Origin of the sequence: Marinobacterium sp. YM272, from assembly GCF_050908845.1 — a bacterium.
In the GTDB taxonomy this organism is placed as follows: domain Bacteria; phylum Pseudomonadota; class Gammaproteobacteria; order Pseudomonadales; family Balneatricaceae; genus Marinobacterium_D.
This window is the reverse complement of sequence record NZ_CP194171.1, coordinates 1-13,268: the sequence shown is the minus strand read 5'-3', so window position 1 is coordinate 13,268 and position 13,268 is coordinate 1. Positions and strand designations below refer to the sequence as shown.

Annotated in this window: 10 protein-coding genes and 1 pseudogene; 6 read left to right on the top strand and 5 right to left on the bottom strand. The window is 60.7% G+C overall.

Annotated features, from left to right (window positions below; all coding sequences use genetic code 11):
* Nucleotides 1-83: 83 nt before the first annotated feature.
* The 4 genes from ahpC to ACQUQP_RS00040 form a co-directional block, all read right to left on the bottom strand.
* On the bottom strand, nt 84-650 hold the full coding sequence (gene ahpC, locus ACQUQP_RS00055; protein WP_432696801.1) for an alkyl hydroperoxide reductase subunit C: 567 nt from the start codon (nt 648-650) through the stop codon (nt 84-86).
* A gap of 232 nt (nt 651-882) precedes the next feature.
* Nucleotides 883-3,036, bottom strand: coding sequence for a phosphate acetyltransferase (gene pta, locus ACQUQP_RS00050; RefSeq protein ID WP_432696800.1), 2,154 nt, complete (start codon nt 3,034-3,036; stop codon nt 883-885).
* A gap of 119 nt (nt 3,037-3,155) precedes the next feature.
* Nucleotides 3,156-4,016, bottom strand: a complete 861-nt coding sequence (locus tag ACQUQP_RS00045) for a ChaN family lipoprotein (RefSeq protein ID WP_432696799.1) — start codon at nt 4,014-4,016, stop codon at nt 3,156-3,158.
* 5 nt (nt 4,017-4,021) lie between these two features.
* On the bottom strand, nt 4,022-4,354 hold the full coding sequence (locus ACQUQP_RS00040) for a hypothetical protein (protein WP_432696798.1): 333 nt from the start codon (nt 4,352-4,354) through the stop codon (nt 4,022-4,024).
* Nucleotides 4,355-4,580: 226 nt separating this feature from the next.
* On the opposite strand from ACQUQP_RS00040, the gene parC reads away from it, so the two are divergent.
* Nucleotides 4,581-6,848 (top strand): DNA topoisomerase IV subunit A, encoded by a 2,268-nt coding sequence (gene parC / locus ACQUQP_RS00035; RefSeq protein ID WP_432696797.1) that lies wholly within the window; start codon nt 4,581-4,583, stop codon nt 6,846-6,848.
* A gap of 198 nt (nt 6,849-7,046) precedes the next feature.
* Here parC and ACQUQP_RS00030 read toward each other — a convergent pair whose 3' ends face one another.
* The gene (locus ACQUQP_RS00030; protein WP_432696796.1) at nt 7,047-8,837 is read right to left on the bottom strand and encodes a hypothetical protein; all 1,791 of its coding nucleotides are present in this window, start codon (nt 8,835-8,837) and stop codon (nt 7,047-7,049) included.
* A gap of 165 nt (nt 8,838-9,002) precedes the next feature.
* Between ACQUQP_RS00030 and ACQUQP_RS00025 the strand changes: the two genes are divergently transcribed.
* The 5 genes and pseudogenes from ACQUQP_RS00025 to mrdA form a co-directional block, all read left to right on the top strand.
* Nucleotides 9,003-10,259 (top strand): glutamate-5-semialdehyde dehydrogenase, encoded by a 1,257-nt coding sequence (locus ACQUQP_RS00025; protein ID WP_432696795.1) that lies wholly within the window; start codon nt 9,003-9,005, stop codon nt 10,257-10,259.
* A 3-nt stretch (nt 10,260-10,262) separates the two neighbouring features.
* Nucleotides 10,263-10,919 (top strand): nicotinate-nucleotide adenylyltransferase, encoded by a 657-nt coding sequence (gene nadD, locus ACQUQP_RS00020; protein ID WP_432696794.1) that lies wholly within the window; start codon nt 10,263-10,265, stop codon nt 10,917-10,919.
* 10 nt (nt 10,920-10,929) lie between these two features.
* On the top strand, nt 10,930-11,283 hold the full coding sequence (gene rsfS / locus ACQUQP_RS00015) for a ribosome silencing factor (RefSeq protein ID WP_432698730.1): 354 nt from the start codon (nt 10,930-10,932) through the stop codon (nt 11,281-11,283).
* Between the two features lie 3 nt (nt 11,284-11,286).
* Nucleotides 11,287-11,754: a 23S rRNA (pseudouridine(1915)-N(3))-methyltransferase RlmH gene (gene rlmH, locus ACQUQP_RS00010; protein ID WP_432696793.1), complete on the top strand. Its 468-nt coding sequence runs from the start codon at nt 11,287-11,289 to the stop codon at nt 11,752-11,754.
* Nucleotides 11,755-11,762: 8 nt separating this feature from the next.
* Nucleotides 11,763-13,178, top strand: a pseudogene (gene mrdA / locus ACQUQP_RS00005) (penicillin-binding protein 2); the annotation flags it as partial.
* Nucleotides 13,179-13,268 lie beyond the last annotated feature (90 nt).

The window sequence follows — 13,268 nt, the reverse complement described above, 5'->3', positions numbered from 1 at the left end:
TGATTTAAAAAATCTTGAAGGGCGGGCTGCGCCCGGGTACTTGAAACGCAAATACCTCGGGGCAGCCTTGTGTGGAACCGGTCTTAGATCTTGCCGACCAGGTCCAGAGACGGTGCCAGAGTAGCTTCGCCTTCTTTCCACTTCGCCGGGCAAACTTCACCCGGGTGGGAAGCAACGTACTGAGCCGCTTTGATCTTGCGGATCAGGCTTTCAGCTTCACGGCCGATGCCTTCAGCGGTTACTTCAGCCGCCTGGATGATGCCTTCCGGATCGACGATGAAGGTAGCGCGGTCTGCCAGACCCTGGCCTTCACGCAGTACGTCGAAGTTGGTGGTAACAGTCCAGTTCGGATCGCCGATCATGGTGTACTTGATCTTGCCGATGGTTTCGGAAGCGTCGTGCCATGCTTTGTGGACGAAGTGAGTGTCGGTGGAAACAGAGTAAACTTCGACGCCCAGCTTCTGCAGCTCTTCGTAGTGGTCAGCAACGTCGCCCAGTTCGGTCGGGCAAACGAAGGTGAAGTCAGCCGGGTAGAAGAAGAATACGGACCACTGGCCTTTCAGGTCAGCGTCAGAAACTTCGATGAATTCGCCGTTTTTGAATGCAGTAGCGGTGAACGGCTTGATCGGGGTGTTGATTGGCTGAGCCATGTCTAATCTCCTTTAGGTTTGTCAGTAGCGTTTCGACAGGATCTAGAATAGGTTTCTCAGTTGGATATGAGAAATTGATTATTCCAAGGTTGTTGATAGCTATCCTTAATCGGCGACCCTGGTTGCTGGACTTGGTCGCTGGGGATTATCTCGGTGGGATTAGACTTCGAAAGATTCAACCCCAGTTCCTGCAATCTATAACTCCTTCAACCCTGAGATTCGTTGAGGTTCGTCAAGCAGATCCCTGTTGCCCGCCAGCCGCAGCCTGTATCGCCGTGAGCGCGATGGTGAAAACGATATCCTCCACCAGTGCGCCCCGGGACAGGTCATTAACCGGTTTGCGCATGCCCTGCAGCATCGGGCCGATACTGATTACGTCGGCACTGCGCTGCACCGCCTTGTAGGTGGTGTTGCCGGTATTCAGGTCGGGGAAGATGAATACGGTGGCACGACCTGCTACGGGGCTGTCCGGGGCTTTGCTACGGGCAACGCTTTCCATGATGGCCGCGTCATATTGCAGGGGGCCGTCAATCAACAGGTCGGGACGCTTCTGCTGTGCTAGGGCGGTGGCCTTGCGCACCTTGTCCACATCGGCGCCCTGGCCGGACTGGCCGGTGCTGTAACTGATCATCGCCACCCGAGGCGGTATGCCGAAGGCGGCGGCAGAGTCGGCGCTCTGGATGGCGATATCGGCCAGCTGCTCGGCGTTGGGGTCGGGGTTGATGGCACAGTCACCGTAAACCAGTACCTGATCCGGCAGCAGCATAAAGAAGACCGACGAGACCAGGCTGGTGTTGGCGGCGGTGCGGATCAGCTGCAGCGGTGGGCGGATGGTGTTGGCCGTGGTGTGAACGGCACCGCTTACCAGGCCATCTACTTCGTCCGCTTCCAGCATCAGTGTGCCGAGCATCACGTTGTCCTGCAGCTCGTCCCGGGACTGAAGCTCCGTCATCCCCTTGCTGGCTCTGAGTTGCATCAGCCGAGGTACATAGTGCTCGCGGGTCTGCTCGGGATCGATTATCTGCACCCCCTCGGGCAGATGTATGCCCTGATTCTGGGCCAGTTCCGCGATCTCCTGTGGATCGCCGAGCAGAATTGAGCGTGCGATGCCGCGTTGAGCGCAGATCGCCGCGGCTCGGATCGTTCTGGGCTCGTTACCTTCCGGCAGGACGATGCAGCGGTTGGCTGCGCGGGCTCTCAGCGTCAGCTGGTAGCGGAAAGCGGCGGGGGAGAGATGCACCTCGCTGCTGCAGGTGCGCAGCGAGGCAAGCCAGTCGCGGTCCAGGTGAGCGGCGGTGAACTCCTTGACCCGTTTGATCCGCTCGCGATCATCGACGGGGATCTCCAGCGAGAAGCGGGGGATGTTGAGCACCGTCTGCCAGCTGTCGCTATCCACACACACCAGTGGCAGACCGGATTCCAGTCCTTTGGCACATAGCTTCATTATCTGCTCTGAGGGGCGAAAACCGCCGGTCAGGACCAGCCCGGCCAGCTCGACACCGTTACCCGCAGCCAGGCAGGCGGCGAGGATAATATCCTCGCGATCGCCCGGCGTGAGGATCAGAGAGCCCGGGCGCAGGTGGCTGGCGGCGTTGCTCAGGGTCTGGGCGCAGAGAGTGATATTGCTGACCCGGCGGGTGGTGATCTCGCCGGTGTTCAAGATGCTGGCACCGAGGTATTCGGTGATATCGCAGAGGCGAGGTGCCACCATGGCCGCGTCCCAGGGGATGCCGCCAAGTACGCGAAAACCCGGGTTGAACAGGCTGGCCCCGGTCTGCAGCTCGGCCAGGGTAAAACTGCGCGTCTGGGTTTCGTCCATGGCCAGGTCGGGCCTGGGATTGCCTTCCCGGTCCAGCGGCGCGTCCAGCTTGTTGAGAATGCAGCCGAGTACTTTCGGGTTGCCGATGCCGCCATAGAGGCGGGCAACGATATCGATATGGTCCTGGGTGGCTTCTACCGAATCCAGACCTGGCGAGGCGACCAGCACCACGTCCGCATCCAGTGCCTTGGCGACCTCACGGTTGACGGTGTTGGCGTAGGGCTGGGTCTGGGTGGAGACCAGCCCTTCGATGACCACCACGTCCGGTATCTCGCCGTAGCAGGTCTGAAACCGCTCGATGATCTGCTCCAGCAGCTGGTCCTGCTGGCCGGTGCTGATCAGATGCTCCGCCTCACGCATGGGAATCGGGTCGGCGATGGCGAAGGCGCTGGTGGAGCGCAGGATCGCCACGCTGTGATCGGTGCTGTCGCCGTTGCGGGTCTGGGCAATTGGCTTGAAGAAACCGACGCGGATCCCCTGCTGTTCAAGCGCGTGGACCAGCCCGAGCGCGGTGGTGGTGAGACCGCTGCCGAGTCCAGCCGGCGCGATCATAATGCTGTGTGGCATAGCCTGACGTCCCCTGTTTGGAAGTGACGACGATAGATTGTGCGATGCACAAAATATACGCCGCCCTGTCCGGTGATGGGAACCCCGGGCGACTGCGCTGGATCAGCTGTTGGCGCAGATCACTGCTCTTTTTTGAGCCCGGCGCAGTAGTCGGGGTTTTCCCTGGCAGGGGTGAAGAGTATCAGGTCCACTGTTGCAAAATTGCCAAAGGTCTCGGGCTGGTAGCTTTGTGCCCGCTCGCTCTCCTCAACCGCCTGCAACATCAGCGTGAAGGAGGGCGTGCTATCCAGCCAGCGCGGTACGCCCAGATCCTTGCGCGCATGGATGCTGCCGGTCAGCAGTATGCCGGTGCGACCGGCAAGGGTGTTGTGCCTCAGTACGCGGGCGATGCTCTGGTCCCGTGCCAGCTGTACCTGGCGCATGGGGTCGAGCTGGGAGCGTGGCAGCTGGCCGCAGTGGCTTTCGTATAGAAGATCGCGCATAAAATCGGCGTGGGCCGGCTCCAGCTCGCCATCCGGGGCTTTGTCACGATAGACCCGGCTCATCGATTCCCGGTTGATATCGGCGGCCAGAACCCCCTGGCTCCATTTGAATGCGGCTTCCACCGGCGCCTGGTAAAGAGACCAGGGCCAGCCATCCTGCCAGTCGAGTGCCTCGATGGTCGGGGCGTCGCCTGAGCTGAAGACCCGGTCGAATGTCGCCTGCCGGTCCGTGGACGCCATCTCCAGGGCCACATAGCCAAGGCGCTGCTGCTCGCCGAGTGTTGTGATCAGCTCCTGCTGAATACGATGATGGTCCGGGTTGTCGTGCTGCTCGCCGATCAGCAGCCAGCCAGGGGCTGGCAACGCGGCATGAAAGTCGGACCAGTCGATAAAGCGTTGCTGGCCCGGCGACCAGAGTTTGCCCACCAGCGGATTATCCGCGGCACTGGCCGGTAACATGAGTAGCAGCAGAAAGAGCGTGGTGGCGGTTCTGAGCATTGCGGTCAGTCTCCATGCGATGAACTGGATTTTACATCCAGATAGTCGCGATGGATCACCGCCTCCAGTGCGTTGGTGGCTGCCACCAGCTCGTCGAAGGTCTCGCGGTGGTTTTTCAGCTGTTTGATCTGCTCCTGGCTGGGTCCACCCTCGTTGCCGGAACTGGCAATATCGAGCAGCTCGCGCACATAGCTGGCGCGGGCGTGGGCCACCATGCTCAACAGGGGCTTGAGGTCTTCCAGGGACAGCTCGGGGAATTGCGGATTGATGATCTCGCGGTTGATCTCGCGGCGGTAATTTTCCAGCTCCAGCAGCAGGCGGTTGTTATTCACAGGCATGGCGAATCTCCATGATCACGGGGGTATTGTGAGCAGTCTCCGGCTCCGTGTGCTTATGGCAGATTAGTCTGAAACCGCGCAAAAGCGTTAGCGAATCAGAGTCTTGTTCTGATCTGGCTTGTTCCGATCTGGCGAGCGCCGGGATGACGCTTTGACAGGTAGATGGCATACTCGCGACGTCCGCTGCAGGCAGCGGAGTTTCGTTTTGCGTGAACAGGAAGCCCGAATGAGTGTAGAGACCACCGTGGAAAATGGCACCGAGAAACTCTCGTTGCGTGACTTTACCGAGAAGGCTTATCTCGACTATTCAATGTATGTGATCCTGGACCGGGCGTTGCCGCATATCGGCGACGGCATGAAGCCGGTACAGCGACGTATTGTCTACGCCATGTCGGAACTGGGCCTCAAGGCCACGGCCAAGTACAAGAAGTCGGCGCGAACCGTCGGTGATGTACTGGGTAAGTTCCACCCCCACGGTGACTCCGCCTGTTACGAGGCGATGGTGCTGATGGCGCAGCCGTTCAGCTACCGTTATCCACTGGTCGATGGCCAGGGCAACTGGGGCTCCCAGGATGATCCCAAGTCGTTCGCGGCCATGCGTTACACCGAATCCAAGCTGTCGCGCTACTCCGAGGTGCTGCTCAGCGAGCTGGGCCAGGGCACCGTTGAGTGGGTGCCCAACTTTGACGGTACGATGAATGAGCCGGAAGTGCTGCCGGCGCGACTGCCCAACGTACTGCTTAACGGTGGCACCGGTATCGCGGTCGGCATGGCCACCGATATTCCACCGCATAACCTGAACGAAGTAGCCAAGGCCTGTGTTCACCTGCTCAAGCACCCCTCTGCCGATGTGGAGCAGCTCAGCGAGTTTGTGCCGGGGCCGGACTTCCCCACCGATGCCGAGATCATCACGCCGCGTGAGGAGCTGCTCAAGCTTTACCGCACCGGCCGTGGCTCGGTGAAAGCGCGTGCTGTCTACAGCAAGGAGGATGGCGAGATCGTCATCACCGCGCTGCCGTACCAGGTGTCAGGCGCCCGGGTGCTGGAGCAGATCGCCCAGCAGATGCAGCAGAAGAAGCTGCCGATGGTGTCCGACCTGCGTGATGAATCGGACCATGAGAACCCGACCCGCCTGGTGGTGGTACCGCGCTCGAACCGTATCGATACCGAGCAGCTGATGGCGCACCTGTTCGCCAGCACCGACCTGGAGCGCAGCTACCGCGTCAACCTGAACATGATCGGCATCGATGGCCGCCCGCAGGTGAAGGATCTGCGTCAGATCCTTACCGAATGGCTGACCTGGCGTACCGACGTGGTACGCCGCCGCCTGCAGCACCGTCTGCAGAAGGTGATCGACCGCCTGCATATCCTCGAAGGCCTGATGGTGGCCTACCTCAATATTGATGAGGTGATCGCGATTATCCGTCATGAGGATGAGCCCAAGCAGGAGCTGATGAGCCGTTTCGGCCTGACTGGTATCCAGGCGGATGCGATCCTCGATCTTAAACTGCGTCACCTGGCCAAACTCGAAGAGTTCAAGATCCGTGGTGAGCAGGATGAACTGAGCGAAGAGCGCAAGCAGCTGGAAGAAACCCTGGGTTCGGACAAGCTGATGCGCAAGCTGATCCGCGAAGAGATCGAAGCCACCGCAAAAGAGTTCGGAGACGAGCGCCGCTCGCCGCTGGTCGAGCGAGAAGAAGCCCAGGCGTTCAGTGAAAAAGACCTGCTCAGCGCCGACCCGGTCACCATTGTACTGTCCAAACAGGGCTGGATCCGTGCCGCCAAGGGGCACGATATCGATGCGGAAGGGCTGAGCTACAAGTCCGGTGATGGTTTCAAGCTGGCCTGCCCGGGGCGGATGAACCAACCGACGATTCTGCTCGACTCCACCGGACGCAGCTATACGCTTGATACCCATACCCTGCCATCGGCTCGGGGGCAGGGTGAGCCGGTCACCGGCAAGCTGACCTTTCCCAAGGGGGCGGTGGTCGATGGCCTCACCTCCGGCCGCGACAAGGACCAGATTCTGATGGCCTCGGATGCCGGTTACGGCTTTGTCACCCGCATAGAGGATCTGACCTCCAAGACCAAGAACGGCAAGGCGGTGCTGACACTGCCAAAGAATGCCAGGGTGCTGGCGCCGGTAACTGTGCAGGCGCCTGATACCGAACTGCTGGCGGCGGTGAGCTCCACCGGACGGCTGCTGGTGTTCCCGGTCTCCGAGCTGCCACAGCTTGGCCGCGGCAAGGGCAACAAGATTATCAACATTCCATCTGCCGCTGCGGCCAGCGGTGAAGAGCTGATGGTGGCGATCCAGACCTTCTCACCGGAGGATACGCTGGTGATTCACGCCGGGCGTCAGCACCTGAAACTCAAGGGCGCCGACCTGGAACATTACCGTGGCGAGCGCGGTCGCCGCGGCAGCAAGCTGCCACGGGGCTATCAGCGTGTTGATGGTATGGATGTGATCTCCGCCGCGAAGGCGGAGGAGTAAACCCGGCGGGGCGTGCGGGGGAGGCGCGCCCCGTGCCGATTGGGCTTGGCACGCTGTTTATTTCGGGCATCGGCGGTTGATCGCGACGGGGTCGCCGCTCCTACTCGGAACGGCACCCAGTAGGAGGCGCGCACCCAAAGGGCATAACAACCTCGCGCCGATTGGGTTTGGCAGGGTGGTTGATTTGAACCAGGGCGCTTAATTCCCCGCCTGCTCCTGTTCCCGGCTCTGCAGCTTGGATAGCAGGTGGCGTGCCTGTTTCTCCAGCAGGTCCTGGTAGGACTTGGCAACCTTCAGAATCAGCACCTTGTCCTCGTCCTCGCGACGGATATCAGCGTTTTCCAGCAGTGTGGCTTTCAGCTCCGGTGACTCGGTCAGCGCGGTGTGACTGATCAGTTCGTTGCTTTCGGTGGTGCGGGTCAGAAAGTGTGCTTCTTCCTGCAGCCGGTCCAGTCGCTCATGCCTGCCACGCACCAGTGCCAGATGTAGATTGATCACCGGTTTGAACTGGCGGATGCGGTGCTGGTTGTAGTGGCGGTACAGGTAGCTGAACAGCATGGCGCTGCAGAGGGCATTGATGCCGTGGCTGTCGTCATCCTTGGGTTCATCAAAGAAAAGCTGCAGGTCGCCGTCCTGGCCGGGCTCCACCCGCCCGCTGTAGATATGGGCCACGGAGTTGGCCAGGGTGCGATAGGGGCGCAGCAACTGCTGACGTTCCTCTTCGCTGATGTTCTCGGAGCGAGCGCTGGTCGCGTCGATCAGGAACAGGTAGCCGGCATCTTTCGCCTGCAGCATCAGTTCCAGTTCCTGCTCCAGGGTGTAGAGTCCAAGCTGCTCCTCGGCTCGTGAGCCCAGTGGCTTAACCACTGACAGCCGGGGCTTTTCGGCCGGCTGTGCCTCAGCGCTGTCGTCAAACTCCACCTGGTCCATATCCGGTGCGATCGCTTCATCACTGTCTTCATCGCGGTGGTCCTGGGGAGTGAACGGCGGCATGCCCTGGCGGCCGCGGGAGGGGCGCAGCAGTTCGACCAGCTCCCGGTTGTCGTCGCGGTCGCTGGTTTCCGCTGCTGTAGCGGCCTGAGGCTCTAGCTGTTCCGTCCCTGGCTCGTCGACCGTTGGGCTCTCGCGCTCAGCCTGATTATCCATCGGTTTCAGCCAGGAATTCAGCTGGGGCTCAAAGTCGGTAATCTCCGCCCTGTCTTCCGGCGCTTTTTTGTAGGCAACATCGGGCGCCTCGTCGGCAAAGCTCAGCGGCTCATCCGGGTCATCATCCAGCGCGTCGCCGGAAAGGTCTTCAAATGCCAGGGCATCATCGCTGCCCCGGGGTTCACTCTGGGCAGGGCTTACCTGGGTGTCACGCCGGTAGGGTTCAGGCCCGGTGGCGGTCCGGAGCTCATCGTCCTCGTCATCGATATAGGCATCAAAGCCTGGTGCCACATCCGTGGCCAGGGTACGGAAATCGGTCGCTTCGGGGACGGCTGGCCGCGCGTTGCGCTTGAGCGTAAACCAGAGTGTCAGCAGGGTCAGTATCAGGGTGGCAAGCCCGAGAGCCCCGGCTTCCATTAACTGGTTCAGCAGCATCGTACGGCTGTATTCGGGTTCGACCCAGAGAGTCAGCTCGCCAAGGCGTTCATCATCGCGGCTCAGCTCCAGGGTCTGGCGCAGGCCCGACTGGCTGCCGGCCACAGCCACCGGCAGGCGGTTGGCGTCGATCAGGTTCAGGCCGTTGAGCTGGGGTTGTTTGTTCAGTTCGTTGAACACGTAGTTCAGACTGATGCGGTCGTCTGCCAGCAGCAGGGGCTGGATCAGGATGGCGGTGGCCCGGCCGATATTCTGGCCATAGTCACGCGCCTCCTGCTCTGCATTTCTTTCGGCACTGTAAAAAAGCAGGGCTGTGCTCAGCAGCAGGCAGACAACCAGTATCCCGGCCACCGGCAGTAGTTGTTTGAGGAGTCCGCGTTTGTCTGCGCTGGGTGTGGGGCGATCCATCTGCTCTCGGGTCAGGTTGGCGGCCGGAAATTGGGGATGATCCGCCGGATGATAGCAGCTAGCGATCTGCAGTCACAGCCCGGAAAGGAGGCTCTGAGAGTGTCAAGCGTGGCTCGATTCACGGTATAATGTCCGCTTCAATGCACCAACCCGGAACACTGTGGGATGAACGTAGCAGAATACATGTCCGAACTGGGACAGAAAGCACGTGCGGCCTCGCGTCTGATGGCCCGTGCCGATACCGGTTCGAAGAACGCCGCGCTCGACGCGATGGCGCGCGTACTGGATGCCAGCCGCGAACAGTTGGCGGCAGCCAACCAGAAAGATCTTGAGAACGGTCGCGCCAACGGTCTGGACGCGGCGATGCTGGATCGCCTGGAGCTGACTCCGGCGCGCATCGATACCATGATCGAAGGCCTGCGCCAGGTGGCGTCGTTGCCGGATCCGATTGGCGGTATCACCGATATGAATTACCGCCCGTCCGGCATCCAGATCGGCAAAATGCGGGTGCCGCTGGGTGTTATCGGCATCATTTACGAATCGCGCCCGAATGTGACGGTAGAGGCGGCCAGTCTGTGCCTGAAATCCGGCAACGCCACGATTCTTCGCGGTGGCTCCGAGGCGATCCATTCCAACCACGCCATCGCCGCCTGCGTCAGCCAGGGGCTGACCGAAGCCGGCCTGCCGGCGGAAGCGGTGCAGGTGGTGGAAACCACTGACCGTGCCGCGGTCGGTGAACTGATCACCATGCCCGAATATGTCGATGTCATCGTGCCGCGTGGCGGCAAAGGTTTGATCGAACGTATCTCCAGCGATGCCCGGGTGCCCGTCATCAAACATCTGGATGGCATCTGCCACGTCTATATCGACGATCAGGCGGACAAGAGCAAGGCGATCAATATTGCCATCAATGCCAAGACGCACCGTTACGGCACCTGCAACACCATGGAAACCCTGCTGGTGAACCGTGCCGTTGCTGCCGAGGTTTTGCCGGAGCTGGCCGAGCACTACGCCGAGCTGGGTGTGGAGCTGCGTGGCTGCGCCGCTACCCGCGAACTGCTGCCGCAGGTGAACGAAGCCAGCGAGGAAGACTGGGCCACGGAATACCTGGCGCCGATTCTCGCAGTTAGGGTAGTGGATAACATGGCCGAGGCGATCGAGCATATCAACCGCTGGGGCTCGCATCACACCGATGCGATCATTACCGAGAATTACACCAAGGCGCGGGCGTTCCTGCGTGAGGTGGATTCCAGTTCGGTGATGGTCAACGCCTCGACCCGCTTTGCCGATGGCTTCGAATACGGTCTGGGCGCCGAAATCGGTATCTCCACCGACAAGATCCACGCGCGTGGCCCGGTGGGGCTGGAGGGGCTGACATCACAGAAATATGTGGTGCTGGGCGACGGGCAGGTGCGGCAGTGACCGATGCCTGAGAACGCTCCATTCGTGTTTATGGGCGGGACTTTCGATCCCGTCCACAACGGTCACCTGCGCACGGCGCTCGAGATCCAGCAGTGGCTGGATATTCCCGAAGTCTGCCTGATTCCGTCGAAGATGCCGGTGCATAGAGACGAGCCCGGCTGTACCTCGGAGCAGCGCCTGGCGATGGTAGAGCTGGCGGTGGCCGATGAGCCGTCGCTGACGGCAGACGACCGTGAAATCCTGTCGGATAAACCCTCCTACTCGTTGCTGACGCTGGAATCCCTGCGTCAGGAACTTGGCGCCGCCCGGCCACTCTGTATGGTAATGGGGATGGATGCCTACATGACGCTCTCCAAGTGGCATCAGTGGGAGCGTTTTATCGACCTGTGCCACATCCTGGTGGTGACCCGGCCCGGCTATCCGCTGGCGCTGGATCACGGGATGCGGGCATTTACCGAACAGCACGCGGCCAACTCCAAGGCGGAGCTGCTGAGCGCGCCTGCCGGCAAGGTGCTGATTCATGAACTGACTCCGCTCGGGATCTCGGCGACGCAGATTCGTCACCTGGTCGCGAGCGGACGCTCACCACGTTATCTCATGCCTGATGCGGTGTGGGACTATATTCAATCAAACAGACTTTATGGCTTCCAAAATAGGTAACGAAAACCCGATGCAGACCGATCAGTTGATCACCCTCGTGCTGAGTGCGCTTGAGGATATGAAAGCCCGTGATGTGGTGACCCTGGATGTCGCCGGCAAATCAAGCGTTACCGATTGCATGGTAGTCGCCAGCGGTACCTCCAAACGTCACGTCATGTCCGTGGCACAGGAAGTGCTCGACAAGGTGAAAGAGCAGGGTATCCAGCCTGTGGGTATCGAAGGCCAGGGCGTCGGTGACTGGGTACTGGTCGACCTGGGCGATGTGGTTGTTCACGTGATGATGCCGGACGCGCGCAGCTTCTATGATATCGAACGTCTCTGGTCGTTCGATGCCGACAGTGACGCCGCTGCAGACGCCGACTGATCGATGCGGATAAGACTGATTGCTGTTGGCAGCAAGATGCCCGGCTGGGTCAGCGAAGGCTACGATGAGTATGTCCGCCGCCTGCCGGCCGATTTCCGCCTTGAACTGGTGGAGCTGCCGATGGGGCACCGCGGCAAGGGAGCCGATCTGGCGCGGGCGATCCGCAGCGAAGGCGATGCCATGCTGGCCGCCATCCCCAAGGGTGACCGGGTGATTGCGCTGACCGTGGATGGTCGCAGCTGGTCCACAGAGCAGCTCGCGGAACAGGCCGAAGACTGGCGCATGTCGGGCCAGAATCTCTGCCTGCTGGTGGGCGGTCCCGATGGATTGGACCCGCGCTGCGTTGCTTGCGCCGATCAGAAATGGTCACTGTCGAAGCTGACCCTGCCTCATCCGCTGGTGCGTATTCTGCTGGCGGAACAAGTCTATCGCGCCTGGACCCTGCTGCAGGGCCACCCCTACCATAAATAGCGAACTCCATGGCGGCTCCCGAGCGACTTAAAGACTATTCACAGGAGGGCAGAACCTTCGCCAATCGTGCGGTAATTGCGATGGTGATCGTGGTTCTGATGATGGCCGTGCTGGTGGGCCGGGTCTACTTCCTGCAGGTGATCGAACATGACCGTTATGCGGCGATCTCCGAGAATAACCGTGTTCAGCTGCAGCCGGTGGCACCCCGGCGTGGACTGATCTACGACCGCAACGGCACGCTGCTGGCCGACAACCGCCCCGACTTCAGCCTGACCCTGCTGAAGGAGGAGGTCGATGACATGGACGCGACCATCGCCCGTATCGGCCAGATCATCGATCTGGAAGCGAACGATATCGAGCGCTTCAAGCGGCGTCTGCATCAGCGTCGACGGCCTTTCACCTCGGTGCCGCTGAAATTCAGCCTGACCGAGAAGGAGATTGCCGAGATCTCCGTCAATTACCAGCAGTTGCCGGGAGTGCAGGTCGAGGCCGACCTGGTGCGTTATTACCCCTATGGCGCCTCGCTGGTGCATGCGCTGGGCTATGTGGGACGGATCAACGAGCGTGAACTGCAGCGGCTGGACCCGGAAAACTACGCCGCCACCCACTACATCGGCAAACTCGGTATTGAGAAATTCTACGAGCCACTGCTGCATGGCCAGGTCGGTTTCCAGAAGGTAGAAACCAACGCCCGTGGCCGTGTGCTGAGGGTGCTGGAACGCCAGGATCCGGTGCCTGGCCGCGATATACAGCTGAGTCTGGACCTCAAGCTGCAGCAGTTTTCTGAAACGCTGATTGCCGGGCGGCGCGCTTCGATCGTGGCCATCGATCCGCGTAACGGCGAGATTCTGGCCCTGGTCAGCGAACCCGGCTACGACCCCAACCTGTTCGTCACCGGGATTTCCAGCAAGGATTACGCGGAACTGCGGGATTCCAAAGATCTGCCGCTGTACAACCGGGCAATTCGCGGTCGTTACCCGCCCGGCTCCACGCTGAAACCTTTCACTGCGCTGTCGGCGATCGACAGCGGCTCAGTCAGTATCGAACACACAGTCTGGGACCCCGGTTTCTACCAGCTGACCAAGGGCGGACGCAAATACCGCGACTGGAAGCGCTGGGGCCATGGCCGGGTGGATCTGAACCTGGCCCTGGCACAATCCTGCGATGTCTGGTTCTACGATGCGGGCTACAAAACCGGTATCGACAACATGTCGGATTATCTCGGCCGTTTCGGCTTCGGTCAGGTAACCAGCCTGGACCTGCCCGAGGCGGATGATGCCTTGCTGCCAAATAAGGATTGGAAACGTGGTCGTTACAATCAGCCCTGGTACCCCGGTGATTCGCTGAACCTCAGTATCGGCCAGGGGTATATGCTGGCAACGCCGTTGCAGCTGGCCACGGCCACCGCTGTGCTGGCGAATCGCGGCAAATGGGTGCGGCCTCATGCGATTCAGGGGGTGATCAACGCGGATGGCGCGCTGGTAATGCCAGAGGTCGAAGCGGAAAACCCGCTG

Excerpts from the sequence above, each read along its gene's own strand:
- pta (WP_432696800.1), bottom strand. The coding sequence starts at position 3,036 with ATGCCACACAGCATTATGATCGCGCCGGCTGGACTCGGCAGCGGTCTC.
- nadD (WP_432696794.1), top strand. The coding sequence starts at position 10,263 with ATGCCTGAGAACGCTCCATTCGTGTTTATGGGCGGGACTTTCGATCCC.
- ahpC (WP_432696801.1), bottom strand. The coding sequence starts at position 650 with ATGGCTCAGCCAATCAACACCCCGATCAAGCCGTTCACCGCTACTGCA.
- ACQUQP_RS00025 (WP_432696795.1), top strand. The coding sequence starts at position 9,003 with ATGAACGTAGCAGAATACATGTCCGAACTGGGACAGAAAGCACGTGCG.
- ACQUQP_RS00040 (WP_432696798.1), bottom strand. The coding sequence starts at position 4,354 with ATGCCTGTGAATAACAACCGCCTGCTGCTGGAGCTGGAAAATTACCGC.
- parC (WP_432696797.1), top strand. The coding sequence starts at position 4,581 with ATGAGTGTAGAGACCACCGTGGAAAATGGCACCGAGAAACTCTCGTTG.
- rlmH (WP_432696793.1), top strand. The coding sequence starts at position 11,287 with ATGCGGATAAGACTGATTGCTGTTGGCAGCAAGATGCCCGGCTGGGTC.
- rsfS (WP_432698730.1), top strand. The coding sequence starts at position 10,930 with ATGCAGACCGATCAGTTGATCACCCTCGTGCTGAGTGCGCTTGAGGAT.
- ACQUQP_RS00045 (WP_432696799.1), bottom strand. The coding sequence starts at position 4,016 with ATGCTCAGAACCGCCACCACGCTCTTTCTGCTGCTACTCATGTTACCG.
- ACQUQP_RS00030 (WP_432696796.1), bottom strand. The coding sequence starts at position 8,837 with ATGGATCGCCCCACACCCAGCGCAGACAAACGCGGACTCCTCAAACAA.